The 26,231-nt window shown below is 58.5% G+C and carries 32 protein-coding genes and 1 riboswitch; of the genes, 7 read left to right on the forward strand and 25 right to left on the reverse strand.

Going from position 1 to position 26,231, the window contains the following annotated elements; genetic code table 11:
- The first annotated feature begins 15 nt into the window (after window positions 1-15).
- Window positions 16-1,002 (forward strand): tripartite tricarboxylate transporter substrate binding protein, encoded by a 987-nt coding sequence (locus tag B9Z42_RS07360; RefSeq protein ID WP_100132677.1) that lies wholly within the window; start codon window positions 16-18, stop codon window positions 1,000-1,002.
- On the opposite strand, the gene B9Z42_RS07365 is transcribed toward B9Z42_RS07360, so the two are convergent.
- Genes B9Z42_RS07365 through nrdR form a run of 19 tightly spaced genes read right to left on the reverse strand, consistent with a single transcriptional unit; the run spans window position 966 to window position 13,828 of the window.
- A complete protein-coding gene (locus B9Z42_RS07365) occupies window positions 966-2,009 on the reverse strand; it encodes an acyltransferase (RefSeq protein ID WP_158235922.1) in 1,044 nt (347 codons plus the stop codon). The two genes, B9Z42_RS07360 and B9Z42_RS07365, sit on opposite strands and share 37 nt — an antisense overlap.
- A 24-nt stretch (window positions 2,010-2,033) precedes the next feature.
- On the reverse strand, window positions 2,034-3,017 hold the full coding sequence (tolA, locus tag B9Z42_RS07370) for a cell envelope integrity protein TolA (protein ID WP_100132679.1): 984 nt from the start codon (window positions 3,015-3,017) through the stop codon (window positions 2,034-2,036).
- A 25-nt stretch (window positions 3,018-3,042) separates the two neighbouring features.
- Complete coding sequence (locus tag B9Z42_RS07375) at window positions 3,043-3,474, reverse strand: biopolymer transporter ExbD (RefSeq protein ID WP_100132680.1); 432 nt, start codon at window positions 3,472-3,474, stop codon at window positions 3,043-3,045.
- A gap of 14 nt (window positions 3,475-3,488) precedes the next feature.
- Window positions 3,489-4,178 carry a protein TolQ gene (tolQ, locus tag B9Z42_RS07380; RefSeq protein WP_100132681.1) on the reverse strand — a complete coding sequence of 230 codons (690 nt, stop codon included), beginning with the start codon at window positions 4,176-4,178 and terminating at the stop codon, window positions 3,489-3,491.
- A complete protein-coding gene (gene ybgC / locus B9Z42_RS07385; protein ID WP_100132682.1) occupies window positions 4,175-4,579 on the reverse strand; it encodes a tol-pal system-associated acyl-CoA thioesterase in 405 nt (134 codons plus the stop codon). The genes tolQ and ybgC overlap by 4 nt, the downstream gene beginning before the upstream one ends.
- Before the next feature lie 5 nt (window positions 4,580-4,584).
- On the reverse strand, window positions 4,585-5,772 hold the full coding sequence (locus tag B9Z42_RS07390) for a pyridoxal phosphate-dependent aminotransferase (RefSeq protein ID WP_100132683.1): 1,188 nt from the start codon (window positions 5,770-5,772) through the stop codon (window positions 4,585-4,587).
- Between the two features lie 2 nt (window positions 5,773-5,774).
- Window positions 5,775-6,311: a transcription antitermination factor NusB gene (gene nusB, locus B9Z42_RS07395; RefSeq protein ID WP_100132684.1), complete on the reverse strand. Its 537-nt coding sequence runs from the start codon at window positions 6,309-6,311 to the stop codon at window positions 5,775-5,777.
- Window positions 6,308-6,781, reverse strand: a complete 474-nt coding sequence (ribH, locus tag B9Z42_RS07400) for a 6,7-dimethyl-8-ribityllumazine synthase (protein WP_100132685.1) — start codon at window positions 6,779-6,781, stop codon at window positions 6,308-6,310. The genes nusB and ribH overlap by 4 nt, the downstream gene beginning before the upstream one ends.
- An 11-nt stretch (window positions 6,782-6,792) precedes the next feature.
- Window positions 6,793-7,929: a bifunctional 3,4-dihydroxy-2-butanone-4-phosphate synthase/GTP cyclohydrolase II gene (ribBA, locus tag B9Z42_RS07405; protein ID WP_100132686.1), complete on the reverse strand. Its 1,137-nt coding sequence runs from the start codon at window positions 7,927-7,929 to the stop codon at window positions 6,793-6,795.
- Window positions 7,926-8,615, reverse strand: a complete 690-nt coding sequence (locus tag B9Z42_RS07410; protein WP_100132687.1) for a riboflavin synthase — start codon at window positions 8,613-8,615, stop codon at window positions 7,926-7,928. The genes ribBA and B9Z42_RS07410 overlap by 4 nt, the downstream gene beginning before the upstream one ends.
- A 31-nt stretch (window positions 8,616-8,646) precedes the next feature.
- Complete coding sequence (gene ribD / locus B9Z42_RS07415) at window positions 8,647-9,750, reverse strand: bifunctional diaminohydroxyphosphoribosylaminopyrimidine deaminase/5-amino-6-(5-phosphoribosylamino)uracil reductase RibD (protein ID WP_100132688.1); 1,104 nt, start codon at window positions 9,748-9,750, stop codon at window positions 8,647-8,649.
- Between the two features lie 21 nt (window positions 9,751-9,771).
- Window positions 9,772-10,188, reverse strand: a complete 417-nt coding sequence (locus B9Z42_RS07420; RefSeq protein WP_100132689.1) for a type II toxin-antitoxin system HicB family antitoxin — start codon at window positions 10,186-10,188, stop codon at window positions 9,772-9,774.
- An 11-nt stretch (window positions 10,189-10,199) separates the two neighbouring features.
- The gene (locus B9Z42_RS07425; protein ID WP_100132690.1) at window positions 10,200-10,379 is read right to left on the reverse strand and encodes a type II toxin-antitoxin system HicA family toxin; all 180 of its coding nucleotides are present in this window, start codon (window positions 10,377-10,379) and stop codon (window positions 10,200-10,202) included.
- A gap of 26 nt (window positions 10,380-10,405) precedes the next feature.
- Complete coding sequence (locus tag B9Z42_RS07430) at window positions 10,406-10,873, reverse strand: type IV pilin protein (RefSeq protein WP_100132691.1); 468 nt, start codon at window positions 10,871-10,873, stop codon at window positions 10,406-10,408.
- 8 nt (window positions 10,874-10,881) lie between these two features.
- A complete protein-coding gene (locus tag B9Z42_RS07435) occupies window positions 10,882-11,529 on the reverse strand; it encodes a pilus assembly protein (RefSeq protein ID WP_100132692.1) in 648 nt (215 codons plus the stop codon).
- Window positions 11,526-12,263: a PilW family protein gene (locus B9Z42_RS07440; protein ID WP_158235923.1), complete on the reverse strand. Its 738-nt coding sequence runs from the start codon at window positions 12,261-12,263 to the stop codon at window positions 11,526-11,528. Before B9Z42_RS07440 ends, B9Z42_RS07435 begins: the two co-directional genes overlap by 4 nt.
- A gap of 1 nt (window position 12,264) precedes the next feature.
- Complete coding sequence (pilV, locus tag B9Z42_RS07445; protein ID WP_100132694.1) at window positions 12,265-12,807, reverse strand: type IV pilus modification protein PilV; 543 nt, start codon at window positions 12,805-12,807, stop codon at window positions 12,265-12,267.
- Window positions 12,804-13,325 (reverse strand): Tfp pilus assembly protein FimT/FimU, encoded by a 522-nt coding sequence (locus tag B9Z42_RS07450; RefSeq protein WP_100132695.1) that lies wholly within the window; start codon window positions 13,323-13,325, stop codon window positions 12,804-12,806. Before B9Z42_RS07450 ends, pilV begins: the two co-directional genes overlap by 4 nt.
- A 53-nt stretch (window positions 13,326-13,378) precedes the next feature.
- Window positions 13,379-13,828 carry a transcriptional regulator NrdR gene (gene nrdR / locus B9Z42_RS07455; RefSeq protein ID WP_100132696.1) on the reverse strand — a complete coding sequence of 150 codons (450 nt, stop codon included), beginning with the start codon at window positions 13,826-13,828 and terminating at the stop codon, window positions 13,379-13,381.
- A gap of 40 nt (window positions 13,829-13,868) precedes the next feature.
- Here nrdR and B9Z42_RS07460 point away from each other — a divergent pair, with 40 nt between their 5' ends.
- Entirely contained in the window at window positions 13,869-14,171 is a 303-nt protein-coding gene (locus B9Z42_RS07460; protein WP_100132697.1) for a hypothetical protein, read from the forward strand.
- Between the two features lie 37 nt (window positions 14,172-14,208).
- Here the strand turns inward: B9Z42_RS07460 and glyA are convergent, their stop codons facing one another.
- Complete coding sequence (gene glyA / locus B9Z42_RS07465) at window positions 14,209-15,453, reverse strand: serine hydroxymethyltransferase (protein WP_100132698.1); 1,245 nt, start codon at window positions 15,451-15,453, stop codon at window positions 14,209-14,211.
- Between the two features lie 27 nt (window positions 15,454-15,480).
- Window positions 15,481-15,609: riboswitch (ZMP/ZTP riboswitch) on the reverse strand.
- A 4-nt stretch (window positions 15,610-15,613) separates the two neighbouring features.
- On the reverse strand, window positions 15,614-16,459 hold the full coding sequence (locus B9Z42_RS07470; RefSeq protein WP_100132699.1) for a lytic transglycosylase domain-containing protein: 846 nt from the start codon (window positions 16,457-16,459) through the stop codon (window positions 15,614-15,616).
- A gap of 82 nt (window positions 16,460-16,541) precedes the next feature.
- Between B9Z42_RS07470 and B9Z42_RS07475 the strand changes: the two genes are divergently transcribed.
- The gene (locus B9Z42_RS07475) at window positions 16,542-19,322 is read left to right on the forward strand and encodes a DUF349 domain-containing protein (RefSeq protein ID WP_100132700.1); all 2,781 of its coding nucleotides are present in this window, start codon (window positions 16,542-16,544) and stop codon (window positions 19,320-19,322) included.
- An 83-nt stretch (window positions 19,323-19,405) separates the two neighbouring features.
- Here B9Z42_RS07475 and B9Z42_RS07480 read toward each other — a convergent pair whose 3' ends face one another.
- The 4 genes from B9Z42_RS07480 to B9Z42_RS07495 all read right to left on the reverse strand — a co-directional run bounded on the left by B9Z42_RS07480 (window position 19,406) and on the right by B9Z42_RS07495 (window position 22,134).
- A complete protein-coding gene (locus tag B9Z42_RS07480) occupies window positions 19,406-20,275 on the reverse strand; it encodes a UDP-2,3-diacylglucosamine diphosphatase (RefSeq protein WP_100132701.1) in 870 nt (289 codons plus the stop codon).
- A gap of 75 nt (window positions 20,276-20,350) precedes the next feature.
- Complete coding sequence (locus B9Z42_RS07485) at window positions 20,351-20,857, reverse strand: peptidylprolyl isomerase (RefSeq protein WP_100132702.1); 507 nt, start codon at window positions 20,855-20,857, stop codon at window positions 20,351-20,353.
- 42 nt (window positions 20,858-20,899) lie between these two features.
- Window positions 20,900-21,505, reverse strand: a complete 606-nt coding sequence (locus B9Z42_RS07490; RefSeq protein ID WP_100132703.1) for a peptidylprolyl isomerase — start codon at window positions 21,503-21,505, stop codon at window positions 20,900-20,902.
- Window positions 21,502-22,134: a tetratricopeptide repeat protein gene (locus B9Z42_RS07495; protein ID WP_100132704.1), complete on the reverse strand. Its 633-nt coding sequence runs from the start codon at window positions 22,132-22,134 to the stop codon at window positions 21,502-21,504. The genes B9Z42_RS07490 and B9Z42_RS07495 overlap by 4 nt, the downstream gene beginning before the upstream one ends.
- A 115-nt stretch (window positions 22,135-22,249) precedes the next feature.
- Between B9Z42_RS07495 and cysS the strand changes: the two genes are divergently transcribed.
- From cysS to tilS, 4 genes are read left to right on the forward strand one after another with little or no spacing between them, the layout of a single operon-like run.
- Window positions 22,250-23,632 (forward strand): cysteine--tRNA ligase, encoded by a 1,383-nt coding sequence (gene cysS, locus B9Z42_RS07500; RefSeq protein WP_100132705.1) that lies wholly within the window; start codon window positions 22,250-22,252, stop codon window positions 23,630-23,632.
- A 2-nt stretch (window positions 23,633-23,634) separates the two neighbouring features.
- Window positions 23,635-24,279 (forward strand): DNA-3-methyladenine glycosylase, encoded by a 645-nt coding sequence (locus tag B9Z42_RS07505; RefSeq protein WP_100132706.1) that lies wholly within the window; start codon window positions 23,635-23,637, stop codon window positions 24,277-24,279.
- A 20-nt stretch (window positions 24,280-24,299) separates the two neighbouring features.
- Window positions 24,300-25,277: an acetyl-CoA carboxylase carboxyltransferase subunit alpha gene (locus tag B9Z42_RS07510; RefSeq protein ID WP_100132801.1), complete on the forward strand. Its 978-nt coding sequence runs from the start codon at window positions 24,300-24,302 to the stop codon at window positions 25,275-25,277.
- Complete coding sequence (tilS, locus tag B9Z42_RS07515) at window positions 25,240-26,208, forward strand: tRNA lysidine(34) synthetase TilS (protein ID WP_100132707.1); 969 nt, start codon at window positions 25,240-25,242, stop codon at window positions 26,206-26,208. Before B9Z42_RS07510 ends, tilS begins: the two co-directional genes overlap by 38 nt.
- The last annotated feature ends 23 nt before the right edge of the window (window positions 26,209-26,231 follow it).

Here is a 26,231-nt window from a genome sequence, read left to right on the forward strand (position 1 = left end):
TGAAATGAAACGCATATGAATTTCTTGAAAACTTCTTTCGTTGCTTGTGTGGCAAGTGCCGTTGTCTGGACGCTGCCCGTTGCAGCCCAACAAGCTGCCACTTTCCCGACCAAGCCGGTCAACATCGTCACGGCTTTTGCAGCCGGCAGTGGCCCTGATGCTGTGTTGCGCCAAGTGTCTGACAAGCTCTCCAAGCTGTGGAACCAACCGGTGACCATCACCAACAAACCCGGTGGTGGCGGCTTCATCGCGATCGATGCGACCCAACGCATGCCCGCCGACGGTTACACCTTGTTGCAGCTCGACAGCGAACATTTGTCAGCGTTGCCGCTGCTGTACAAATCGAAAAACTTTGTCACGCTCAACACCTTTGACCCCGTGGCACCGCTGTTTCGCACGCCTTTCTTGGTGGCCGTGGCGACTGATTCGAAGTGGCAGAACATGAAGGACTTGATTGCGTCTGCCAAGTCTGAGCCCAACAAAGTGAGCTACGGGTCATGGGGCATCGGTAGCCCGGGCCATTTGGGTGGCGAGCAGTTGGAGTTGCTCACCAACTCCGAGATGACGCATGTGGCTTACCGCGAGGTGTCGCAGTTGTTCACCTCGGTGGGCGCCGGCGACATTCAGTGGAGCTTTGCCAGCATCCCGTCCAGCCAAGGTGTGTTCAAGGCCGGCAAGATTCGCTACCTCGCGGTGGCTGCGTCCAAGCGTTTGCCACAAATGCCAGACGTGCCCACGGTGACCGAAGCCACGGGTTTGGCAGGCTTTGACGTGAACTCGTTTGTGGTGCTTTTGTCACCCAAGGGCTTGGCCAGCGATGTGTCTGCCAAGATCAACGCCGATGTGCTCAAGGTGCTGGCAGACCCCGAGGTCAAAACCCGCTTCAACACCTTTGCGTTTGAATCACTCACTTGGTCACCCGACGAGATTCGCAAGAACGCTGATGCGAAAAGCAAAATTTACGATCAGTTGGTCAAGCGCAAAAACATCAGCTTGGATTGATGCGAGATCCAGTGGTGAACGGGAATTTCTGCTTTCTCATGCAGAAATAAACCCAATCCAACACAGCAGCACCAAGCAAACCCTGTCAGCGCAAAAGCGGTGACAGGGTTGTTCAAGTGGGTGATGTTCCAGATCGCGCTGAATACCACGATCATACCGAAGTGGGTTAAAAACAGCACATAGGCACTGTTGGCCAAGCGGTGGACCACGCGTTTCATGGGCGTCCAATGCACCATGCTTTTGGGTTTGATGGCGAGCCAGATTGCGGTGAGAAGCGCCAACGAGAGGCGCGTGCGGTACTCGATCCAAAGCGCCCCCAACGCCAGCAACACGGTGATCCCAAACACGGCCGCGTCAAAGCTTGAGCGCTTGGCCCACGCGGCCAAAATACCCAAACCATAGGCTGCAAAAAAGTAAATGGCCCAGAGGTCGAGTTCATCGATTCGGTTGAACCACCACATCGACAGCACACACAACAAAGCCACGCCCAAGGACAACATGCGCAAGCCAAAACGCTGCAACTGATGGCAAAGCACGATCAACAGCACAAAGAGTTGAAAGTCGATCGCCACATACCACGCGCCGCTGGATAGCGCCTCCACCCCTGCAAGATCGTGCACCAACAAGGCGTGGGCCAATAAATGCATGAAGGTGGGCGCACTGGGCAACCAATCGCCTTGGATATTGGCGCGTGACAGAGCGACCGCCAAGCTGATGAGGCTGATCGCCAAAATGAAGATGGGCGCCAAACGTACGTAGCGTTTCAAAATATGAATGAGGGGGTACAAGACCGGCTTGTTCATCACCGATTGCCCAGCCAAAAAACCGCCCACCACCAAAAACACCTGAACGGCCTGCCGCGCGTCAAAGTAAAGCCAGTGGATCAGCTGCGGCCATTGCAAGTTCATGGTGTCGGCCATCGGGCCATAGGCTGAGAAGTGGTGCCACACGATCAGCTGTGCCGCCACCACTTTCAAGACATCCACCGTGAATGAACGTTCTAACAAATCGATCGTCTCCTGCGCTTGCTGTTAATCGCGTGGACGGAAGCTGATGATCAGCGGCGAATGCACGCGACCATCGGTGTCGCGCGGTAGCACCTCGGTTTTGTCGATGGCCTTGAGCACCGCGTTGTCCCAGGCGGTGCTGCCGCTGGACTTGACCAATTTGCGACCCACGATGGTGCCATCAGGGGCACAGCGCACTTCCACTTCGGCCGGCGTGTTGCTGGCGATGTCTTCGGTGAAGGTGATGTTGGGCTTGATGCGCGCTCGAATGCGCCCGCCATAGCTGTCGGACGGACCTGACGCACGCAGGGCCGTACCCGTGGCGTTTTCACTGCCCGTGGCACCGGCCATGCCTGCGATACGGCGCATGTTTTCAGAGCGAATGGTGTCAAGCTTTTTGGCGTCTTCTGCGGCTTGCTTAGCGGCTTGTTGGGCTTCTTTTTGCGCTTGCAGTTGTTTGGCTTCTTTGCGCTCTTTCTCTTTGCGTTCGTCGTCGCGCTTGGCCTCTAGTTTGGCATCGAGCTTGCGTTTTTCTTCTTCAGCTTTGAGCTTGTCTTTCTTCTCTTGAGCCTTCTTCAACTCGGCTTTTTTGTCTTCTTCTTTTTGACGTTCGAGTTGCTTGCGCTTCTCCGCCTCTTTGGCCTCTTGCAGCTTTTTCTCGTCGTCGAGCTGTTTGCGGCGCTTGGCCAGCGCAATTTCAGCCTCACGGTTGTCTTCGGGCGGCGGTGGTTTCACCACCACAGGCTTCGGTGCTGGCTCAGGTTTGGGCTGGGGTGTGGGCTCAGGTGGTGGCGGTGGTTCTACTGCCGCCAACGGGGGCGCTGCGGCCATAGGTACGGCCGACCACAACTCGGCCTCGGCCGACAGGGGGTCGTCTTTCTGCCATTGAATACCTGCTGTCAGTGCCACCAGCAACAAGCCATGCACAAACAAGGCGGCCACCAGCGAACGTCCCATGCCATCGGCGGGCGGTGGTGCGAATTCCAGGTGTTTGTCTTGGGCCGTCATGTGTGTGACAAAGGGCGAGCGGGCTTCACTCGGCGAGTTGCACCGACAAGCCCACGCGTTGCACACCTGAGCGTTGCAGCTTGTCCATGGCTTTCACCACGGTTTCGTACTTGATGGTGCGGTCGGCAGTGATCACTACGGGGCCTTGCGCCACTTCGCCTTGCAAGGCTTTCACATCGCGCGCCAAAGCTTCGAGCGAACTGGGCAGGGTTTTGCTCACGGTGCCAGTGCTTTTGATCGTGATTTTTTCGTCTTTGCTGATCTCGACGTGAATCACTTGGTCGGGCACCGCCGACGCTTTGCCCACGCTGGGCAAGTCAATCACGCTGGGGGAAATCAAGGGGGCGGTGACCATGAAGATGATCAGCAGCACCAGCATCACGTCGATGAACGGCACCATATTGATGTCGTTCATGGCGCGACGGCCACGGCCGGAGCGGGGAGAGATGGAAGCCATGTTGCGCCGGCCGCTCAGTGGGCGTTAGACGACGCGCTGACGTTGCGCTGCAAGATGTTGCTGAACTCTTCAATGAAGGTCTCCAGCTTGATCGAGATGCGGTCAATGTCACGCGAAAAACGGTTGTAAGCCAACACGGCAGGAATGGCCGCAAACAGGCCAATGGCGGTGGCCACCAGCGCTTCGGCAATGCCGGGTGCCACCTTGGCCAAGGTCACTTGTTGCATGCCTGCCAAGCCTGTGAAGGCGTGCATGATGCCCCAAACAGTGCCAAACAAGCCCACATACGGCGACACCGAACCGACCGAGGCCAGCAGCGACAGGTTGGACTCGATGGCGTCCATCTCGCGTTGGTAGCTGGCGCGCATGGCTCGGCGTGCACCGTCCATCAACGCGCTGCTGTCGTTGATGCGGCGTTCACGCAGTTTTTGGTACTCGCGCATGCCGCTGGCAAAGATGCGTTCCATCGGACCCGACAACTTGGCGTTTTGTGCGGCCGAGGCAAACAGCTCGTTCAAGCTGGTGCCCGACCAAAACTCGCGTTCGAACTCGTCGTTCAAGGCTTTGATGTGTTTGATCGAAATGATTTTGCGAAAGATGGCGGCCCAGCTCGCGATGGAGACGCCCATCAGCATCAGCACCACCACTTGCACGACCCAGCTGGCGTTGAGCAACAAATGGATGATGGAAAAGTCTTGTGTCATGTCAAACGTTCCAATACAGAGGGGGGGATTCTCGCAGGCTTGAGGGTACTTTCGTCCACCCAGCCGATGCGAATCGTGCCTTCGCACAGCAGGGTGTCGCCACGCCACGCTTGTTGGGCAATGACCAAGCTGGCGCGTCCGCCTTCACTCAGGCGCGCAGTGACGCGCAGCAGGTCGTCGAGTTGGGCGGGGCGGTGGTATTTGACGGCGGTTTCGCTCACCACAAACATGCCACCCGTTTCTTCCCGCAGGGCGTGTTGGCCAATGCCCAACGCACGCAACCACTCGGTGCGCGCGCGCTCAAAAAACTTCAGGTAGTTGGCGTAAAACACGATGCCACCGGCATCGGTGTCTTCCCAATAAATGCGCACGGCGTGTTCAAATGGGGCGGGGTGGGTCATGCGGTTCAGCCTAACAGCGTTTGCAAACGCACCACGGCCGCTTGTAACTCGGGCAAGGATCGAGCGGTTGAGAAGCGCACATGACGCGAGGTGTCTGCATGGCCGAAGTCGCGACCCGGCGCGATGGCGATGTTGGCTTGTTTCATTACCTCGAAGGCGAAATCCCAGCTGCCTTGAATGCCCAGTTTGTCGCAGGCTGCCGTGCAGTCGGCCCAGGCGTAAAACGCCCCGTCAGGCATGACGGGCACGTTCAGGCCCAGTGCGTTGAGGGCGGGCACAAAGAAATCGCGGCGCGCTTTGAACTCGGCGCGGCGGCGTTCGTACTCGGCGATGCTGTCTGCCTCAAAGCAGGCCAGTGCGGCGTGTTGCGCCACGGTGCTGGCGCAGATAAACAGATTTTGTGCCAAGCGCTCGACCACGGGGAGCAGCGCATCGGGCACGACCAACCAGCCCAAGCGCCAACCGGTCATATTGAAGTATTTGGAGAAACTGTTGATGCTGATCACTTGGTCGTCCAACCCAAGGGCTGACTTGCCGAATTGCGCGTCGTAGCTGAGGCCTAAATAGATCTCGTCGATCAAGGTGAAGCCGCCACGCTCAGACACTTCGTTGTGAATGGCGCGCAGCTCGCTGGGGTGAATCGAGGTGCCCGTGGGGTTGGACGGCGAGGCCAGCAACACGCCTTGGGTTTTGCCCTTCACCCAATGCTCACGCACCTGCGCTGCACTGAGTTGAAAGCGCTCTGCCGCGGTGGTGGGCACCAGCACGGCACGGCCTTCTGCGGCGCTCACAAAGTGGCGGTTGCAGGGGTAGCTGGGGTCGGGCATGAGCACCTCATCACCCGCTTCAACCAAGGCCAGACAAGCCAGCTGCAACGCAGCTGAGGCACCCGCCGTCACCACAATGCGGCGCGCCGGCACGTTCACACCAAAGCGTGTGGCGTACCACGCGCTGATGCGTTCACGCAAGGCGCTTAAGCCGAGCGCGGGTGTGTATTGGGTGAGGCCGTCGTGGACGGCGCGGGCGGCAGCTTCTTGAACCAAAGGCGGTGCGGTGAAGTCGGGCTCGCCGATGTTCAAAAAGATCATGGGCGCATCGGTGTGCGCCACAAGGGCAGCGCGTTCGGCGGCGGCTTTGGCCACCTCCATCACGTAAAACGGCTCAATGCGCTGCGCGCGCTGGGCAATTTTCATGGTCAAGAACGCACGATGCCTTTGGCGCGGTCGGCCTGCACCTCGTGGGGGCGCAGTTGAGGCGCCAAGCCATTCAGCACCGCGTTGACATACTTGTGGCCGTCGGTGCCGCCGAATGATTTGGCCAACTCGATGTATTCGTTCAGCACCACGCGCCATGGCACGTCGATGCAGTGCTTGAACTCGTAGGCACCCATCCACATCACCGCGTGTTCGATGGGGGAGATTTCTTCGATCTTTCGGTCGAGCAAGGGCACGATCAAGGCGTCGAGCAGCTCGCGCTGCTCCACACAGCCGTAAAGCAACGCGTCGTAGTGCACCGAGTCGGATTTGTGAAAACCGCTCAAGTCGCGCGTGAATACGTCGATGTCTGCTGCTTCGTTTTTGCCCACCAAAAATTGGTAGAGGCCTTGCAACGCAAACTCACGCGAGCGGCTGCGGCCTGATTTGGCCATGCTCTTGGCTATGCCATTGCTGTCCGATTTACCGGCTGTTTTGCGGGGGGCTTTTTCGTCTGTAGCGGGAGTGTGATCGCTCATGCCAAGCTCTCCAACAACAAGGCCATTTCGACCGCCACGCGTGCCGCATCGCGGCCTTTGTCGGTTTGACGCGCTACCGCTTGGGGCATGTCTTCGGTGGTGAGGATGGCGTTGGCAATCGGGATGTGATAGTCCATGCCCACACGGGTCACGCCGGCGCCCGACTCGTTGGCCACCAATTCAAAGTGGTAGGTCTCGCCGCGGATGATGCAGCCCAGCGCAATGAGGGCGCTGAACGGTTCTGGATCTTCAATTTGCGCGAGCGCCGCCAAGGCCAAGGGCACTTCAAGCGCACCAGGCACATGAACATGGGTGATGCGGTCATCCGCCACGCCCATGGCTTTGAGCTCGGCAATGCAGGCATCGGCGAGTGCGTTGGTGATGTCGTCGTTGAAGCGCGCTTGGACGATGCCAATTTTCAAAGCGCTGCCGTCGAGCATGGTGGTGGAGGCGAGGTTGGAGACAAACATGTTTTTATTCTTTATTCTTTGGAGAGGTAGCCGGTGATTTCAAGTCCGTAGCCGGCCATGCTGGGCATGCGGCGTGGGTTGCCCATGAGGCGCATTTTGTGTACGCCGCAGTCGCGCAAGATTTGTGCGCCTACGCCATAAGAGCGCAAGTCCATGCGGCCGCGCTCAGGGGCTTGTGCTGAACGAGCCGTGCCTTCGAACTGCGCCAGCAGCTGCTCGCCGCTTTCGCCACAGTTGAGCAACACGACCACGCCGTGGCCTTCTTTGTCAATGCGCTGCATGGCGGCATCCAAGCCCCAAGAGTGCATGACGCGGTTGGGTTCCAAGGCATCAAAGACCGACAGGGGTTCGTGCACGCGGGCCAACACTTCGGCGTCGGGCTGCCAGGTGCCTTTGACGAGGGCCAGATGCACCGCGCCGCTGGTCATGTCTTTGTAGGCGTTGGCGCTGAATTCGCCGTGTGACGTGTGCATGGGACGTGAGCCCACTTTGTGCACCAACGACTCGTTGCGGCTGCGGTGTTCGATCAAGTCGGCGATGGTGCCGATTTTTAAGCCGTGTTCGGCGGCAAAGATTTGCAAGTCCGGCAAGCGGGCCATGGTGCCGTCGTCTTTCATGATTTCGCAAATCACAGAAGAGGGCGAACAGCCTGCCATGGCGGCCAAGTCGCATCCGGCTTCGGTGTGGCCGGCGCGCATCAGAACGCCGCCGTCCACCGCTTGGAGCGGGAACACATGGCCGGGCTGCACCAGGTCGGTGGGCTGGGTGGCTTTGGCCACCGCTACTTGGATGGTGCGTGCGCGGTCGGCCGCTGAAATGCCGGTGGTCACACCCTCGGCAGCTTCGATCGATACGGTGAAGGCCGTGCTGTAGACCGTGCCATTGCGAGCCGCCATGGGGGGCAACTTCAGGTATTCACAGCGCTCACGGGTGAGCGTGAGGCAAATCAAGCCACGGCCAAAGCGGGCCATGAAGTTGATGGCTTCGGGGGTGACGTGGTCAGACGCCAGCACCAAATCGCCTTCGTTTTCGCGGTCTTCTTCGTCGACCAAGATCACGATGCGCCCCGCCTTCATGTCGGCGACGATGTCTTCCACGGGAGAAATGCTGACGGGCGTTTTGCCCGTGGCCGTTTGGGATGCACTCATGGGTGAGCTTTCAAAGAGGTGGGGGCAGCCAACGTGGCGTCGACGCGCAACATGCGTTCGACGTAGCGGGCCACGGTGTCAATTTCGAGGTTCACGGTGCTGCCGGATTGGAGTGAGCCAAGCGCGGTGTTGTCGACCGTGTGGGGAATGAGGTTGATGCTGATTTCTGAGCCGCGCAGCGCTTCGTGGCCTTGCGGACCGTGGTCGCCCAAGAAGTCGTCAACGCGATTAACCGTGAGGCTCACGCCATTGACGGTGATCGAGCCTTTGTAGGCCAAGTATTTGGCCAACTCAGGCGGTGCCATCACCCGTAGCTCCCAGCTTTCGCCGATTTGCGCGAAATAGGTGACGGTACCAATGCCGTCCACATGGCCTGAAACGATGTGGCCGCCCAAGCGGTCGTTGGCACGCAAGGCTTTTTCAAGGTTAACGCGACCCAACTCCGTCAAGCCCCCGGTGCGGGCCAGCGATTCGGCAGAGATGTCGATGGTGAATTGGTGGGCGTCGAGGTCAAAGCTGGTGACGGTCATGCACGCGCCATTCAAAGCGATGCTGTCTCCCAAACCGACGTCGTCGAGATAACCCGCGGGCGTCTGCAAAGTGAGACGCTTGCCGTGGTGTAAAGAGCTACCCAGGTCGTGGACAGCGGTGATGCGCCCCACGCCGGTGATGATTCCGGTGAACATAGTTTGATATTTTCGCAGGTTTACGTGCGGCTTACCGCACAGGGCGGGCCAATATCCGTAAATCTGGCCCGATGTGAGTCACTTCGTGAAAGTGGAGGGGTTTGGCATCGCTCAATTGGGTGAGCGGGCCAAGGTTGGTCATGCCGCGCCCTTGGCCGATGAGCTGGGGGGCGAGGTAGACCAAGAGTTCGTCCACCAAGTTGGCCCGCAGCAGCGATCCATTGAGTTTGTGGCCCGCTTCGACGTGCACTTCGTTGATGTGGCGTTTGCCCAAGTCTTGCAACATGGCTGCAAGATCCACTTTGTTGTTTGGGTTGGGCAGGCAAATGACTTGGGCGCCTTTGGCTTCAAGGCCGGCGCGGCGTTCGGGATGGTCCACCGCGCAGTAAATCCAAACGGGCCGCTTGGGCACAAACAGCTTGGCGGTGAGCGGCGTTTCGAGTTGGCTGTCCATCACCACCAGCGTGGGCTGGCGAGGGGTGGGTACAGCGCGCACATCCAGCTGCGGGTCGTCTTCGCGCACGGTGCCAATGCCGGTGAGCACGGCGCACGCTTGGGCGCGCCAGGCGTGGCCGTCTTGGCGGGCGGGCTCGGACGTGATCCATTGGCTGACACCGTTGTCCAGTGCGGTTTGACCGTCGAGCGAGGCGGCGACCTTCATGCGAACCCACGGCGTGCCGTGTGTCATGCGTTTGAAAAAACCGATGTTGAGTTCGTTCGCTTCTTCACCCAGTAAACCCACATCCACCTGCACGCCTGCCGCATGTAAACGCGCGATGCCTTGACCCGCCACTTGCGGGTTGGGATCGCCTTGGGCCACCACCACACGCGCCAAACCGGCGTGGATGAGGGCATCGCAGCATGGGCCCGTGCGACCTTGATGGCTGCACGGCTCTAAGGTGACGTAAGCGGTGGCACTTTGTACGTTGTGTCCTTGCGCTTGGGCGTCGCGCAAGGCCATCACCTCGGCATGGGCCTCGCCTGCGCGCTGTGTGTGCCCGCTGCCCAGCACCACACCTTGAGGGCTGACGATGACGCAGCCTACGCGGGGGTTGGGCGAGGTGAGGAAAAGCGCTTCGCGTGCCAGCGCCAAGGCTTGTTGCATGAAGGCGGTTTCGTGTGCGGAAAAACTCATGAAAGACGTGTTCAGATGTTGTTAAGCAATTTGCACGTAAACATGCTTGCCAAGGACATGGGCTGCTGCCTCTATTTGGTCCATTTTGGAGGCATGTCGCAAGTCAAACAGTCGATCGACTTGTGGCATGTGCCAACCGAGTCGGCGGGCCAGTTCGGCTTTTTTGATGCCTTGCTCGGTCATGGCTTGGTACACGCCAAGCTTGGCGCATTCCAGTGCAGAAGGGCGCACGGTCACTTGTTGTGGGGAGGGTTGACTGGGAATTGGGAGAGGTTTGCGTGCATCGACATAAAACGACAAGCCAGTTTCGAGCGCATCAACGGCGTTCAAAAGGGCGTCGTCCTCATCTGCACCAAAGGTAATGGCTTCGGGGATGTCGACAAACGTGACCAACACGGTGCCGTTGTCAGGGGTCAGTGTCACGGGATAGTCAAACATCGTTCATTCCTTTATTTCAAACCAAGTTGTCGCTTGATAGCAGCCTCTAGTCCTTTGCCAAGTTCGGTCGTGCCGTGCATGGGCAGGGTGGACTGCTTGCCATTGAGAAAAACTTTCAGATGTGAACCTTTGCCAGGCTGAAAGGTGGCACCTTGCTGCTCTAACCACTTTTTCAGTTGCTTGGAATTCATAATAACAGAAGTGTTGTGTTTCTTGCTTAACGACCCCAGCACTGCGCTGCGGTTGGGTTGGCGTTTTGTATCCCTCGTGCCCCTAAATGGTTGAGCGTCAAGGTGCCGCAGGCGTCGGCGCTTTGCGGGCCGAAAGGGGTGGCGCTGAGGGTGTAGGTTTGGGCGGTGCTGCTAAGGCTGAGTTTGTAATTGACGCCTTCGACTTGCAGCACGCTGATGGGCACCTCGGCTGGCGCGGGGTAATTGCCGTTGGCACTGGCGGCGCGTTCTAGCCAATGGGCGGCTTGCAGCAGAGCGGTGCGGGCTTGGGCGCGTTGGTTGCGTTGCAGCAGTGCTTGGTAATTGGGCCATGCCAAGCTGGTGAGGAGGGCGGTGCAAGCCAAGGCGATGGTCAGCTCCAGCAGGGTGAAGCCAAGTTGGTCGACGGGCCGATGGGCGCATTGAGGTGCACACAGTGTGTTGCGGTTGAGGATGTTGGTGTGGGGGCGTGGCATGGGTGAGTTCAGTCTTGCAAGATGCGCCAACTGTGGCGTTTGCCCCGCGTGTCGCTCAGACTGGTGCGGGTCCAGAGGGTTTGCAGCACGGTGCTGCTGCTGGGCAATACGCCGTTGGCCAGCACGGTGATGCGGTAGATGAAGGGCCGCGCGCTGCTAGCGCTGGGATTGGTGGTGAGTTGAACGGCGTCGGGCTGAATGTCGACCCAGTACCACGCGGTGCCAGCGCCGTAAGGCGTGTCGCTGGCGCTCACGGGCATGGCTGAGGCGGTCATGCTTTTCCAGGTGCTCGCCTTTGAAAGGAGGTCGTCCTTTTCTGTTTTGGGGGGCGTGAGCGCGCAAATGCCGTTGCGGCAGGCATCGCTGCCCAAGCGTTGGCGCAACACCTCGCGTTCAGCCAGCGTGGTTGGAAAAAAGACGTGCGTTTGTGTGTTGTCACCGGCTGCGCTGGCTCTGCCCACAATGTCTTGCACCGCCAAAGGCAGCACGGCTTCTGCTTTGTGTTGGGTGCGCAGCTGATCGGCTTCGGTTTTCAACAGCACCTCGTTGACCCACAACTGCCGCCATGCCAACAACGTGCCGACGCTGGCCAGCATGAGCATCACCATCACGGTGGGCAGCGCCAAACCTTGTTGAGCTGCGTGATGGCGCTTCATGGCAGCAGACCATCGCGGTTGCGCAGCGTGATGACGCGGCGAAACACCCGCCGCAAGCGGCCATCGGCAGCCACCGTTTCGCCCGCGCAGCCTTGGCTGGCGGTGGATCCGTTGCTCACCGTGGTGACGCTGGCTACCCGCAAGCAAACCTCTATCGCCAGCACCTGTGACATGGCGCTGACTTGGTCAGCTGTTTTCCATTGCAGCGTTTGGGCCGCGGGGTTGGCTTGCGCATAGCGCACTTGAAAGTCTTCCACGCCTTCGGCCAAGGCTTGATAGGTGCTGCTGGTGGGGGAGAGGTCTTTGCACGTCAGCTCTTTGTCGGCGTTGAGTTTGAAGTCATTGCGAATAACTTGGATTCCTTTCGGCTGGTTGCCTTGGCAGTCGCGGTCATAGACGTTGACCCAGTGCCCCAGCGCGACGTGCTCGTCGGCTTTGTTTCCGTTCTCACCTTGCAAGTCGGGTTGGCCAGCGCTGTAGTTTGAGGAGAGTTGGGTGTTGGGCGATGCCGATTTGTCGAGGTAAGCGGCACCTGCGATTTGCGCGTGCTCGCGGATCTTGCGCAAGGCTATGCGGGCGTTGGCATGCACTGCATCAATGGCTGCCATGTTGCTCCACGTTTGTCGACTCACGCCATAGGCCGCGGTGGCGGCCGCGATCACCATCAACCCCAAAGACAGGCCAATCAGCAATTCGGGCAGCGTGTAGCCATGTACGTTGACACGGACGCGCATCTCAAACCCCCGGACGAAAAAACAAGCGCCAACAGCTTTTGTTGTCGGGACAAGCCGGCGTGCCAGACGCGCCATCGGTGCGGTAGGTCATGCGGTCGTCGCGCCAGGTCAGCACGATGCCCCACCAGCCAGGGGCGTCGGAGAGGGCGAACACGGCGACATCGCCCTCAGGCAGCTGGGTTTGCAGCGTTTGTTGCACTTGCTGCATGTCCCACTGGGCGAGTTCGGTGCGTAAGCAGGGTTGGGCGGCGCAGTCAGGCTGCTTTCCCGTACCGAATGCAGAAGCGCCCCACGCTTTGGCGTAGTCTGCTGCGCGAGGGGCGTTGAGTTGCATGCGCTCGGCCAAATCGTCGGCCAAACCCATGGCGACGGCGCGCATGACTTGTTGGCGTTGCAAGGCCAAGGCTTGTTGGTGTGTCCACAGCAAGGTCAGTACACCTGAGGCGAGCAGCAGCAGCGCCATCAAGGCTTCCAGAAGGGCCACGCCGGTTTGCGGTGAAAGTTGGCGGTGCAAGGTCAGGATGGCTGTGACGTTTGTTTTCAACTGCAAGCCTCCCCCGACACCCAGCGAATGCGGCTAGCGCTGTTGATGCAAACGGTGATGGCGACGTTCAGCGCCGTTTGCTTCGACTTGATCACCCACCGGTCGCCCACGGTGCCTAAGTCCCCGCGATGGCTGATGACCATTGGATCGTTTTTGGGAAAGGTCAAACCCAGAGGGTTGTGCAGCGGTGAGGTGAACACAATGTGTTTGTCGAGCTGGGTGGTCACCTGCCAGCCGCAGCTCCAATCCGTGTTTGCAGAAGTGGCCCAAGTGCAGTCGCTCAGCCGCGACAGCTCCAAGGCTTGCCCGAGTTGCAGTGCGCGCAATCGGGCGTTCTGCAAATCGTTCATCAGCTGGTCGCGGGCGGCTTCAACGCGGGCGCGTTCTTGGAACCGCACCCAGCTCGGTGCGGCAAAGGCGGTTAGCACGCCCAGCAGACATAAGCAAACCAGCAACTCCACCAATGTGAAGCCTTGCGAATTGGATGCCTTAAAAACAGAAAAGCCCAGCGTTTGCATGCCGCAAATGCTAGGCCTCTGAGGTCTGTAGACGCTTTGTTAGAACTCGAAAACTACGTGCGAACTTCGTCCACCAAACTCTTGAAATCGTCGATGTCCTCAAAGCTGCGGTACACGCTGGCAAATCGGATGTAAGCTACTTTGTCGAGTTTTTTCAACTCGCGCATCACCAACTCGCCAATGCGGGTAGTGGGCAACTCACGCTGTCCCGAGCTGAGCAGCTTCTCTTCGATGTGCTCAATCGCGTTGTCCACTTGTTCGGTGCTGACGGGGCGCTTGCGCAAGGCCAAACTCATGGAGTCGAGCAGCTTTTGGCGTTGGTATTCAATACGCCGACCATCTTTTTTGACGATGTTGGGAAACGTCACATCGGGCCGCTCGTAGGTGGTGTAACGCTTGTCGCAAGCGCCGCATTGGCGACGCCGGCGCACGGAGTTAGCGTCTTCGGAGATGCGCGTCTCAACCACTTGGGTTTCTAGGTTGCCGCAGAAGGGACATTTCATTTTGTGCTCTCTTTTGCTTTTTTCTTTGCGGTGCTAGGGGGTGCTTTTTTTGCTGGGCTCGCTGAGGGCATTTGGTATTGGCCGCTTCCTCATGCTGGAGTACCAAAAATCGTCAGCGGCCAATACCAAACAGCCTCAGTCTGCGACATGCTTTGCGTCGCTCGCAAACTTCAGCCGAAACGGTAAGCCTGCAAAGTTGCAACGCAACGAGCGAACCATTTCAAACCTCAAACAGCGCGGGTTGCGGGTGCAGCGGGTGATGATTTTCGGTACCCCGTATGAAGAACCCGCTGCACCCGCCACCCGTGTCCTATCCGGCGAGAAACCTCAACGCAATAAATAAAACCCCCGTCAAAAACTCAACGGGGGTTTGAAAGAAGTTACTTGTAAACAGGAAACTTAGAAGTCAGCGCATGCACCTTGGCACGCACAGCGGCCAAGTTGGCTTCATCGTGTGGGTTGTCTAACACGTCAGCAATCAAGTTGGCGGTGATGCGGGCTTCTTCGTCCTTGAAACCACGGGTCGTCATCGCGGGGGTACCAATGCGCACGCCGCTGGTGATGAATGGTTTTTCTGGGTCGTTGGGGATGGCGTTCTTGTTGATCGTCATGTGCGCCGCGCCTAAGGCCGCTTCGGCGACTTTGCCGGTGATCTTCTTGGAACGCAGGTCCACCAGCATCACGTGGCTTTGGGTGCCGCCGCTGACGATGCGCAAACCCCGTGCTGTCAACGTCTCCGCCACGATTTGGGCGTTTTTCACCACTTGGGCTTGGTAGTCTTTGAAGTCAGGCTGCATGGCTTCTTTGAACGCTACAGCCTTGGCTGCGATGACGTGCATCAAGGGGCCACCTTGCAGGCCTGGGAAGATGGCGCTGTTGATGGCTTTTTCGTGCTCGGCCTTCATCAAGATGATGCCGCCGCGTGGACCGCGCAAGCTCTTGTGGGTGGTCGATGTCACCACGTCGGCGTGAGGCACGGGGTTGGGGTATTGGCCTGCGGCGATCAAGCCGGAGTAATGGGCCATGTCGACCATGAAGATCGCACCCACTTCTTTGGCGATTTTGGCAAAACGTGCCCAGTCGATGTGCAAGCTGTAGGCAGAAGCGCCCGCAATGATGAGTTTGGGTTTGTGCTCGCGGGCCTTGGCTTCCATCGCCTCGTAGTCGATGGCTTCGTTGGCGTCCAAGCCGTAAGACACGGCGTTGAACCACTTGCCAGACATGTTCAGCGCCATGCCGTGGGTCAAGTGACCGCCTTCGGCCAAGCTCATGCCCAAAATGGTGTCGCCGGGCTTCAAGAAAGCGAGGAACACGGCTTCGTTGGCCGATGCGCCGCAATGTGGTTGCACGTTGGCGGCCTCTGCGCCGTAAATCTGTTTCAGACGGTCAATGGCCAATTGTTCGGCCACGTCCACATGCTCGCAGCCACCGTAATAGCGCTTGCCAGGGTAGCCTTCGGCGTATTTGTTGGTCAGTTGCGAGCCTTGGGCTTGCATGACGGCGGGAGAGGCGTAGTTCTCGCTGGCGATCAGCTCAATGTGGTGCTCTTGGCGGGCGTTTTCGCCCTGAATGGCGGCCCAAATTTCGGGGTCGGTTTGTTCGATGGTGATGTTGCGGTTGTACATGCTGGCAGTCCTAGAAAAAGGTGGTTTTATGGCTGCCCAGGCGAACGGCAAAGCACCTCTTGTCAGAGAGGCTGCGCGCTTCCCAGTGGTCATACATCCACGTCAGCGGTACAGGGCTACTGCCCCGCACGCCTATCGCCAGTTGCGCACGAAAGAGAGTTTACCGTGGTTCTTCGTCGTCTTTGGGCTCTTTGCCGAAGGGGGTCAAGCGCTGTGCTTTCTCCCACAAACTCTCCAAACGGGCAGTGGCTGCCTCAGCTGCGGTCGACGGAGGCAGGGTGGTGGGTACTTTGACGCCTTTAGCGACTTGCAGCAATCGCGCGTGCTCAGCCACCACTTTGGCCGCGTAGCCGCTGTCGTCTTTGGTGTTGCCTGCGCCCACATAAAGCCGCAAACCCCCATCCAAGCTGCCTGCACGTGTGATGCATTCTTTGAGCACACTGACGCCCACCCGCAGGTTGGCTACCGGGTCAAAAGCAGCCATTGCGCCCCCAAAGCTTTGGTATTTGTCGGCGTGGACCTTGGTCATGACTTGCATCAGACCTTGAGCACCCACGCCACTTTGGGCGAAGGGGTTGAAGCTCGACTCCACGGCCATCACCGCCAAAATCAGGGTCGGATCGATGTCGTTGCGGGGGCCTAAGTCGTAGGCTTCGCTGACCAAGGCACTCACCGGTTCGGGGGCGACGCGGTATTTGCGGCTGAGCCAATAAGCCAAATTGGCTTGTTGTTTGGGTAAATCTCGCGGATCGGTGGCCGTGGCACGGTCCACCGCATCCACATCAGAGGCCAAACCCGTGGCGTCGTACTGGCGTTCTTGCAGCCAGCCAATCAGCTTGGTTTCGGTGATGGCGCGTAAATCGGGGCGCACCGTCATGGCCACCACGAAGAAAAACAAAGACAGCCCAACCACGGCCATGCCGTTGTGGGTGATGGCGAAAAAGCCTTGAGCCACGTCGGATGCAAACGTGCGCAATCCTCGCGTCAATGTGGCAACCAGGGGCATTCGTACAAATTTATAAAGTCAAGGGAATGAAAATTTTAAAGCCTAGGCGACAATCAGGGCTAATTTACTGTGAGCTCTACCTGTGACTGATTCTTCTGCCAAACCCCTCGACCTTGCTGCCCTTGACGTTTTGACCGGCGGCGCCTTCACCGCTTCTAACTCGGGAGACCGCACTGCGCGCTTGCGTGATTGGCTGTTGGGGCAGCCCACGTTGGAGCAATTGCAAGCCGTTTTTAACGAAATGAGCAGCAAAGACAAAGGCGCTGCCAAAGTCCTGCGCGAGAAGCTCGATGAGTTGCGCCGCACCAAAGACCAAGACGCTTTGATTGTTGAATGGGCCATCAAGGGCGAGGCTTTGCGCGACGCGTCCCGTATCAATTTAGCCGATGCCATGGGCTGGCAACGCGATGCCGCCAAAGCCGGCGCACCTTTGTCACGCGAGCCCTTGGCCGGATTGAAGACAGCGTTGGTCGAACGCGTCAAAGCCATTGAAGATTTGCAACACCAAACCCAAGTGCAACGTGAAGCCGCTGTGCTGTTGGCGCAGCGCATTGAGGTGCTGTCGACCAAGCCTTGGCAAGATGCCTTAGCCTTGCGCGATGGCCTGCAAGCTGATTTGGATCGCTGGAATGCGCAAGCACAAGCCTTGTTGGCCAATGCCCAGTGGCCCAGCGTCGATGCCAAGTTCGCTCCAGCGTTGCAAACCAGCGCCCAGCAAGTGCAAGCCGTGTGGACGGCCTTCAGCGCGGCTTTGAGTTTGACTGAACTTGCTGCAGCCGACACGTCAGCCCCCTTGCCAGATGTGCCGGCTTGGGCTGACCAATTGCGCTTGGCCCGTGGTGAAGCGTTGCCGCAAAAAGCAGCACCCGCCCCCAAAGTTCCCGCCGCTGGTGGTTTGGACGCGACCCGCAAGGTCAAGCCTACGGCCGATAAAACGCTGGTGGACCAAAAGCGCATGGAGCTGGTGCTCCAAGCCGAGGCGTTGTTCAAACCCGCGCCCGCGCCCAAAAAGGCGCGTGTGGTGGCGGAGGCGGTGACTGCCTCTCCGGTTGAGACTGCTGCTGAGATCGCTGTTGAGACCGTGCAGGTTGTTTCCGAAGCCGAGAGTTCGCCAGTCGTTGTAGAAGTGATCGAGTCTGCTGTGACGGCCGAGGTGGTGGCACCTGTGGCCGAAACTGCACCGGCTGTTGACACGGTCAAAACCCCCGAAGTTGTTGCCCAAGCTGACGTGCGCGTGCCCGCCATGGGCGGTCGCAAGTTGCAAGAAGCCTTGCGCAATTTGCGTGAGCAATGGAAAAAAATCGACAAAGAAGCCGCGCCTACCCCCGCGTTGTGGAAGCGTTTTGACGCTGCCTGCAACCGTGCGCACGAAGTGGTTGATGTGTGGCTCAAAGAAGCCCGCGCACAAACAGCTGCTCACAAAGCCCAGCGTTTGGCTCTGATTGAAGAAGTCAAAGCTTGGGCCGCTGAACATGCCCAAGGCCCTGACTGGAAGGGCGTGGCGCGTCAACTTCACCAATTTGCCCAACGTTGGCGCGATAGCGGCCATCTGAGCGAGAAGATGTTTGCTGAGTTGCAGCCCACTTGGAAAGCTGTCATTCACGCTGCACACGAGCCTTTAGAAGCCGTGCAAAAAGCCAGTTTGGCGCGTCGCCATGGCCTGATTGCCGAAGCCCAAGCCTTGGGTGCCGCACCCACCTTGCGCATTGATGCGGTCAAAGCTTTGCAACAGCGTTGGCAAGAAGAAGCCCACACCGTCGTGTTGGATCGCAAGCAAGAACAAAAACTGTGGGACGCCTTCCGCCAGCCGATTGACGAGGCATTTGCCCGCAAAACATCGGCGCGTGAACAGACCCAAACTGCGTTGACACCGCTGGACAAAGCCGTGTTGGACGCTTCCAAAGCCCTTGAGTCAGCCATCGCCAAAGGCGACGGTGCACAAATTCGCTCCGCCATGCAAGCGCTGGATCAGATTGCCCGCGGTGAAATGCCAGTGGCAGCACCTGCCGCCCTTACGCCTGCCCCTGCTGCCGACACACCGAAAACGGCTGAGTCCTCGTCTGTGGATGCTGCGCAAGTGGCCCAAGACAAAAGTGAATCTGTTGCAGATGCTTCTGCACCTCCTGAAACCGCTCAATCGCAAGCCGATGGGTCGTCAGCAACTGAAGCTGCTCATTCAGCAACAGCCGAAACGGCTGCTGCACCTGCGCCCGCTCCCAAAGCTGCACCGCGTCCTGTGGTTGCCGTACGTGGTGATGACCGACCTGGTCAAAAGCGCACCGAAGTGGCGCCTGCCGGGCGTGGTCGTGATGGCAAGCCCGGTGGCGGCAAGTTTGGCGACCGCGCTGGCGGTGACAAAGGCGCTGGTTTTGGCCGTGACCGTGACGGCTTTGCCCCACGCGGTCCTCGTTTGGGCGATGCGGCGTTCCGTGCGCAACGCTTTGCTTTGGAGTCCGCGCAAGACGCCTTGCGTCGCTTGGCCGCCCAAGCGCACGGCGAAGTGCTGACCCAGTTGATGCATGCCTGGGAAAAGCGTGATGCCAGCCAGTTGCCTGCGGCACAAGCCATTGGCAACAAGCTCTCGCCTGCGCAACGCACGCAATGGGCGCAAGCCTTGGCGAGCGAAGTCAAAGCAGACACGGTCACGCCTTTGTTGCGCTTAGAAGTGGCGGCTGAATTGCCCACACCTGCAGCGCAAATGGACGCACGCCGTGCCTTGCAATTGCAAATGCTGACCCGTCGCAACGACCCGTCGCCCCAAATGACATGGGCTGCCGATGCGGCACATGTCTTGGCGGGAGCTTATGACGAAGCTGCTGCGCGTCGTTTGCAGTCGGCGCTCAAGGTGTTGCTCAAGCGCTGAGCGTGAAAAGGGCGGCCTAAAACCGTCCTTTTTTAGTTTGCCTTCTTAAGCCAAGCCTCAAACCCCAAAATGCCGCAGCTCATTTATGAGTGGCTCAGCGGCAATCGACAAAGCCCCCTCGTGGGGCTTTTTTCTTGGCTACGCAACCAGCTCAGCACTTCCAAGCGTGGCGGTTGTGCGTCGGCATGCCAATCGCTGAGTACCCAGCGGGTCAAGCCATCCCCCAAGTCGTGGACAGCGGGCTTGTGGGTGTGGCCATGTAAAAAAACCGAAGCTTGCGCTGCGTCTAGCCAACTGCGAGCAGCGGGGTGGTCGACATCGGCGTAGTCGGTGTGTGTTTTCTTGCGAGCTTCGCTTTGCACGCGCAATTGGCGTGCGAAGGCTTGTCGTTGCGCCAAGGGCTGCCCTAAAAACGTGTGCTGCCAAGCGGGTTGGCGCACTTGTGCGCGAAAGGCTTGGTAATCGTGATCGTCCAAACACAGGCTGTCGCCGTGGCTGAGCAAGAGGCGCAGCGGCTGGTTGCCGCGTGAGTCAGTTGAGGAATGGAGGGCGCCGATGGCGGCAGGCTCGGTATCCATCGCTTCATCTATTTGCAAAACAGTGGGGTCGCTCAAACCCTGCATGCCTGTGGCTTTGAGCAGGGCGTCGCCCACCAAAAAGTCTCGGTTACCGCACATGAAGTACACAGGCAAGCGATGCGCGGCTTGCTGGAGCACGTCCATGCATTTCAGGGCAAAAGGGTCTTGGGTGTCATCGCCCACCCAGACCTCAAACAAATCGCCCAAGATGAAGAGGGCGTCAGCAGGGGTGTGTGCCATGTGCTGGGCCCACGCCTCAAAGGTGGCGGGCTCGCTGGCGTCTAGGTGTAGGTCAGAGATGAAGTCAATGCGTTGCCACTGCTTGGGTGCTTGCACGCAGGGCACAGGCAGTGTCAGCAGAGGTAGCGTTGGCATGGCGAGGCGAATTGAAGCCAGCGTTGTTCAAAGGCCGACTGGCTTCAGGCAATTCAGTGAGAAGAAGCAGGGGGCTCAGAGCGCCACAGCTTTTTCGATCACGACATCTTCTTTGGGCACGTCGTCATGAAAGCCCTTGCGGCCGGTTTTGACAGCAGCGATTTTGTCGACCACGTCGTTACCTGCCACCACTTTGCCAAACACGGCGTAACCCCAACCTTGTTGGCTGGGTGCTGTGTGGTTCAAAAAGTCGTTGTTGGCCACGTTGATGAAGAACTGGGCGGTGGCCGAGTGCGGGTCCGACGTGCGGGCCATGGCGAGGGTGTAGTGGTTGTTCTTGAGGCCGTTGTTGGCTTCGTTGTCGATGGGCGCGTCGCAAGACTTTTGGGTCATGCCTGGCTCAAATCCGCCGCCTTGCACCATGAAGCCGGGAATGACACGGTGAAAAATGGTCTTGTCGTAGTGACCTTTGTTCACGTAGCTCAAGAAGTTTTCCGTGCACTTGGGGGCTTTTTCCGCATCGAGTTCGATGGTGATGACGCCGTGGTCCAAGATGTGCAGTTCGACTTGTGGGTTGCTCATGGTGTGTTTCCTAAAAATGAAAAAAAGTGTTGCCTGTGCGTTTCAAAGCAAGGTGGCTGATTGGATGACGATGGGCGTACGGGGCACATCGGAGGGAAAGGGGCCGCCAGCACCTGTGGGGGTGGACTTGATCTTGTTCACGGTGTCCATGCCCGAGACCACTTTGCCGAACACGGTGTAGCCCCATTGTTGAGGGGTGGGGTCAAGAAAGCCGTTGTCCACCACGTTGATGAAGAACTGGGCGGTGGCTGAATGTGGGGCATTGGTGCGCGCCATGGCGAGGGTGCCCACCGTGTTGCGAGGTCCACCTTTAGCGAGAGCTTCGCGGCCTTCGTGCATCACAGGTGCACGTCCGGGGCGTTCCGAGTAGCGGCTGTCAAAACCGCCGCCTTGGACCATGAAGTTGCCAATCACCCGGTGAAAGATGGTGCCGTCGTAGTGCTTGTCACGCACATATTGCACAAAGTTTTCCACGGTTTTGGGGGCTTTGTCTGTGTAGAGCTCGACCACAAACTCGCCCGCGTTGGTGACGAACTTCACTTGCTGTACTTTGCCCATGTCTTGCGCCATAGCCAGCGGCGTGACGAAGCTGCAAGCGGCTAAGCCGATGGCGCAGAGGGTGCGACGAGAAAGGTTCAAAAGTGTCATGGTTTTTTGCCTTGGGTGAGTGCAAGTGCGGGTTGTAGAGCTTCAATTTTCTTCGCGGGTGCACGGTGTGCGGGCTCGATGCTGAGGGCCCGTTCGTAAGATTGCCGGGCCAACTGCACCATCAAATCACCCATGTTTTCGTGGGCAGCAGCGTAGTTAGGGTTAGCACGCAAAGCGGCTTCTACCGCCACTTTGGCGCGTGGGTAGTCACCTTGGGCGGCATACAGCACGCCCAAATTGTTGTGAGGTTCGGCCAGCTCGGGGTAGTCTTGGCTGAGGTTTTGGTAAATGGTGAGCGCTTGGGCTGTTTGACCCATGTGGTCCAGCATGAAGGCTTGCCAAAACCGCATTTGTGGGTCGTTGGGGTTTGTTTTGAGGCTCTTTTCAACCAACACCAAGGCTTGTGGGTACTTGGCCTGGCGCAGCAATTTGCGAACGCTGTCGTGCGGATCACTCTGCATTTGCGGCACAGAGGGTTGGCCGGGCTGCCAGTCTTGGCTGGCGTTGGTTTGGGCGAGTGCCAAGTCGGCCGTGCACAAGGCGCTTGTGAAAAACAGGAGCCCTAAACCCCAGCGCTTCAAAAACGGCAGCGAGGTTGCTGTGCGGAAAGAGATGTCAGGGTTTTTCATGTGCTTTGTATACTGACACTATTGTAAAACAGAGGGTCTTTATTGCACCGCTCTGCCACCCCCCTCAGTCACACCCCTTATGTCCGCCTCTAGCGCGGTCTTTCACGACTCACTCATGACGCTTCGCATTCACAACACGCTCACGCGTGCGCTGGAGAAATTTTCGCCACTCGAGCCTGGCCACGTCCGCATGTACGTCTGCGGCATGACCGTGTACGACCTGTGCCACTTGGGTCACGCCCGTTCGATGGTGGCATTTGACGTGGTGCAGCGCTGGCTCAAAGCCAGCGGCTACCGCGTGACCTATGTGCGCAACATCACCGACATCGATGACAAGATCATCAAACGTTCGCTGGAAAACGGCGAAACCGTGCGCGGCCTGACCGACCGCATGATTGATGCACTGCACCAAGATGCCGATGCATTGGGCATCGAGCGCCCCACGTACGAGCCCCGCGCCATGGACTACGTGCCGCAAATGCTGTCGATGATTGGCACGTTGCAGGAGAAAGGCTTGGCTTACCAAGCCAGCAACGGCGATGTGAACTACGCCGTCCGCAAATTTCCAGGCTATGGCAAGCTCTCTGGCAAGTCGCTCGACGAATTGCAAGCGGGCGAGCGGGTGGCCGTGAGTACCGAAGAAGGTGGCAAGCAAGACCCACTGGACTTTGTGCTGTGGAAATCCGCAAAGGCCAGCGAGCCCGAAGAGGTCAAATGGACCAGTCCCTTTGGTGCAGGCCGCCCAGGCTGGCACATCGAGTGCTCGGCCATGAGCTGCGAGATGTTGGGCGAGAGCTTTGACATCCACGGCGGTGGCGCTGACTTGCAGTTCCCGCACCACGAAAACGAAATTGCCCAAAGCGAAGGCGCAACAGGCCAAAAGATGGCCAGCGTGTGGATGCACAACGGCTTCATCAACGTGGACAACGAAAAAATGTCCAAGAGTTTGGGCAACTTTTTCACCATTCGTGATGTGCTCAAAGAGTTTGATGCGGAAACCGTGCGTTTCTTCGTGGTGCGCAGCCACTATCGCAGCCAGTTGAACTACAGCGATGTGCATTTGAACGACGCCCGAGGCGCGTTGAAGCGCCTCTACACCGCGCTGGGTACTGTCACGCCCGATGCGGTGACGGTTGACTGGGCCGAACCTCACGCCGCACGCTTCAAAGCCGCGATGGACGAAGACTTTGGCACCCCCGAAGCTGTGGCCGTGTTGTTCGAATTGGCGGGGGAAGTTAACCGAACACAGTCCACGCAGACCGCTGGTTTGATGAAAGCCTTGGGCGGCGTCTTGGGCCTGTTGCAAGACGACCCGAAAGCCTTTGCCCAAGCTGGCGCTGGCCTAGATGAAGCCGCCATTCAAGTCCAAATCGCGGCGCGCGCAGCCGCCAAAGCTGCCAAAAACTTTGCCGAAGCTGACCGCATTCGTCAAACCTTGGCTGCCGAGGGCATCGTGCTCAAAGATTCGCCCACGGGCACCACTTGGGAGCGTGGCTGAGCATGGCGACGACCGACAAAGTCATCATGGCCACGCCCGAGTATTGGGCGGAGGCTTGCAAACACCTGATGAAAAAAGACCGGGTGATGAAGCGCCTCATCCCCCAGTTTGGCGAGGCTTCCTTGCAGTCCCGAGGCGACGCGTTTGTCACTTTGGCACGCAGCATTGTGGGCCAGCAAATTTCGGTGAAGGCTGCGCAAACCGTGTGGGACCGTTTTGCGCTGCTGCCCCGCAAGGTGACCCCCATCAATGTGCTCAAGCTCAAGGTGGACGATATGCGGGCGGCAGGCTTGTCGGCTCGCAAGGTGGAGTACTTGGTCGATTTGGCGCTGCATTTTGACAATGGCGCCTTGCACGTTAAAACATGGTCCGACATGGACGATGAGGCCATCATCGATGAACTGGTGGCCATTCGCGGCATCGGCCGTTGGACGGCCGAGATGTTTTTGATCTTTCACCTCCTGCGGCCCAATGTGTTGCCGCTGGACGATGTGGGTTTGATCAATGGCATCAGCCACAACTATTTCTCGGGTGAATCTGTCAGTCGCAACGAAGCACGCGAGGTCGCCGCGGCGTGGGCCCCGTATCGCAGCGTGGCGACTTGGTATATTTGGCGCTCGCTAGATCCGCTGCCAGTTGAATACTGAGCAGCCAAGGAGTATTGAATTTGGCTAAGAAAACTTTCCTCGACTTTGAACAACCGATTGCCGAACTTGAAGGCAAGATCGACGAGTTGCGCTATGTGCAAAACGAGTCGGCGGTCGACATTTCGCAGGAGATCACCCAGCTCAGCAAGAAAAGCTTGCAGCTGACCAAGGACATTTACAGCGACCTCACGCCTTGGCAGATCACCAAGATCGCGCGTCATCCAGAGCGTCCCTACACGCTGGATTACATCCACGACATCTTCACCGACTTTGTGGAAATGCACGGCGACCGCCACTTTGCCGATGACTTAAGCATCGTGGGTGGCTTGGCCCGCTTCAATGGCCATGCTTGTATGGTCTTGGGCCAGCAAAAAGGCCGCGACACCAAAGAACGCGCTTTGCGTAACTTCGGCATGAGCAAGCCCGAGGGCTACCGCAAAGCCTTGCGTTTGATGAAGACGGCCGAGAAGTTCAAGCTGCCCGTGTTCACCTTTGTGGACACACCCGGTGCTTACCCCGGCATTGATGCCGAAGAGCGTAGCCAGTCCGAGGCGATTGGCCGCAATATTTTTGAAATGGCCCAACTCGAAGTGCCGATCATCACCACCATCATTGGTGAAGGTGGCTCGGGCGGCGCGCTGGCCATCAGCGTGGCTGACCAAGTGTTGATGCTGCAGTACTCGGTGTATTCGGTCATCAGCCCTGAAGGCTGCGCCTCGATTTTGTGGAAAACCTCAGACCGCGCTGAAGACGCTGCCGAAGCTTTGGGCATCACCGCACACCGCTTGAAAGCCTTAGGCTTGGTCGACAAAATCGTCAACGAGCCTGTGGGTGGCGCACACCGCGACCCCAAACAAATGGCTGCTCAACTCAAGCGCGGCTTGAACGATGCTTGGCGTCAAGTGAGTGACCTCAAAGTCAAAGACTTGCTCGACAAGCGCTACGACCGTTTGCAAAGCTATGGCCGGTTCACCGACACCAAAGCTGATACCCGCTAACTTTCCCTCGCTGGATGCGCTCCAGCACCTTGGCCCTTTTGCCGTCGCACTCAGCGGTGGGGCTGATTCCACCGCCATGCTGATCGCCTGTGCCACGCGCTGGCCGGATCGAGTACACGCCATTCATGTGCACCATGGGCTGCAGGTTGCAGCAGACGGCTTTGTTCAGCATTGCGAAGCGCTGTGCCAGCGCCTGAATGTGCCTTTGGTGGTGATGCGTGTGAATGCTTCGCACGCAGCGGGTGAAAGCCCTGAAAACGCTGCGCGCAAAGCCCGCTATGCCGCCTTCTTTGAAGCGTTAAAGCACAACTGGGACGGTCAGCTCAAAGACATCGTGCTGGCGCAACATGCCGATGACCAAGTGGAGACCTTGCTGTTGGCCTTGTCGCGCGGTGCGGGCTTGCCGGGTTTGGCCAGCATGCCCGATATGGTTCAGCGTGGCGGCGTGACCTACCACCGCCCTTGGCTGACCGTGTCGGGCCAAGCACTGCGCGATGTTTTGCAAGCCACGGGCGAGCCGTGGGTGGAGGACCCCACCAACATCGACACCCGCTTCACCCGTAACCGTATCCGCGCGCATGTGATGCCTGTGTTGGGGCAAGTTTTTCCGGCGTTTCGTCAGACTTTTGCCCGCAGTGCCCGTCATGCGGCGCAGGCACAAATTTTGTTGACTGAATTGGCTGAGCAAGATTTGCAAACGGTGGGGCATCCCCCCGTCATTCGCGCTTTGCAGCCGCTCAGCCAAGCGCGGCAGTCCAATGTATTGCGCCATTGGTTGGCGTTGGAGGGCACGCAGGCCAGCGAAGCGCAAATGCAAGATTTGTTGAAACAAGTCAAAGCGTGCACCACGCGTGGCCATCAGATTGACATCAAGGTGGGGTACGGCTTTGTGCGCCGAGATGGGGCTGTGTTGCGTTGCTACAATCTTTAGCTTTGCCTGACACAACCACACTT

The sequence above is a fragment of the Limnohabitans sp. B9-3 genome, assembly GCF_002778325.1.
Classification (GTDB): Bacteria; Pseudomonadota; Gammaproteobacteria; order Burkholderiales; family Burkholderiaceae_C; genus Limnohabitans; species Limnohabitans kasalickyi.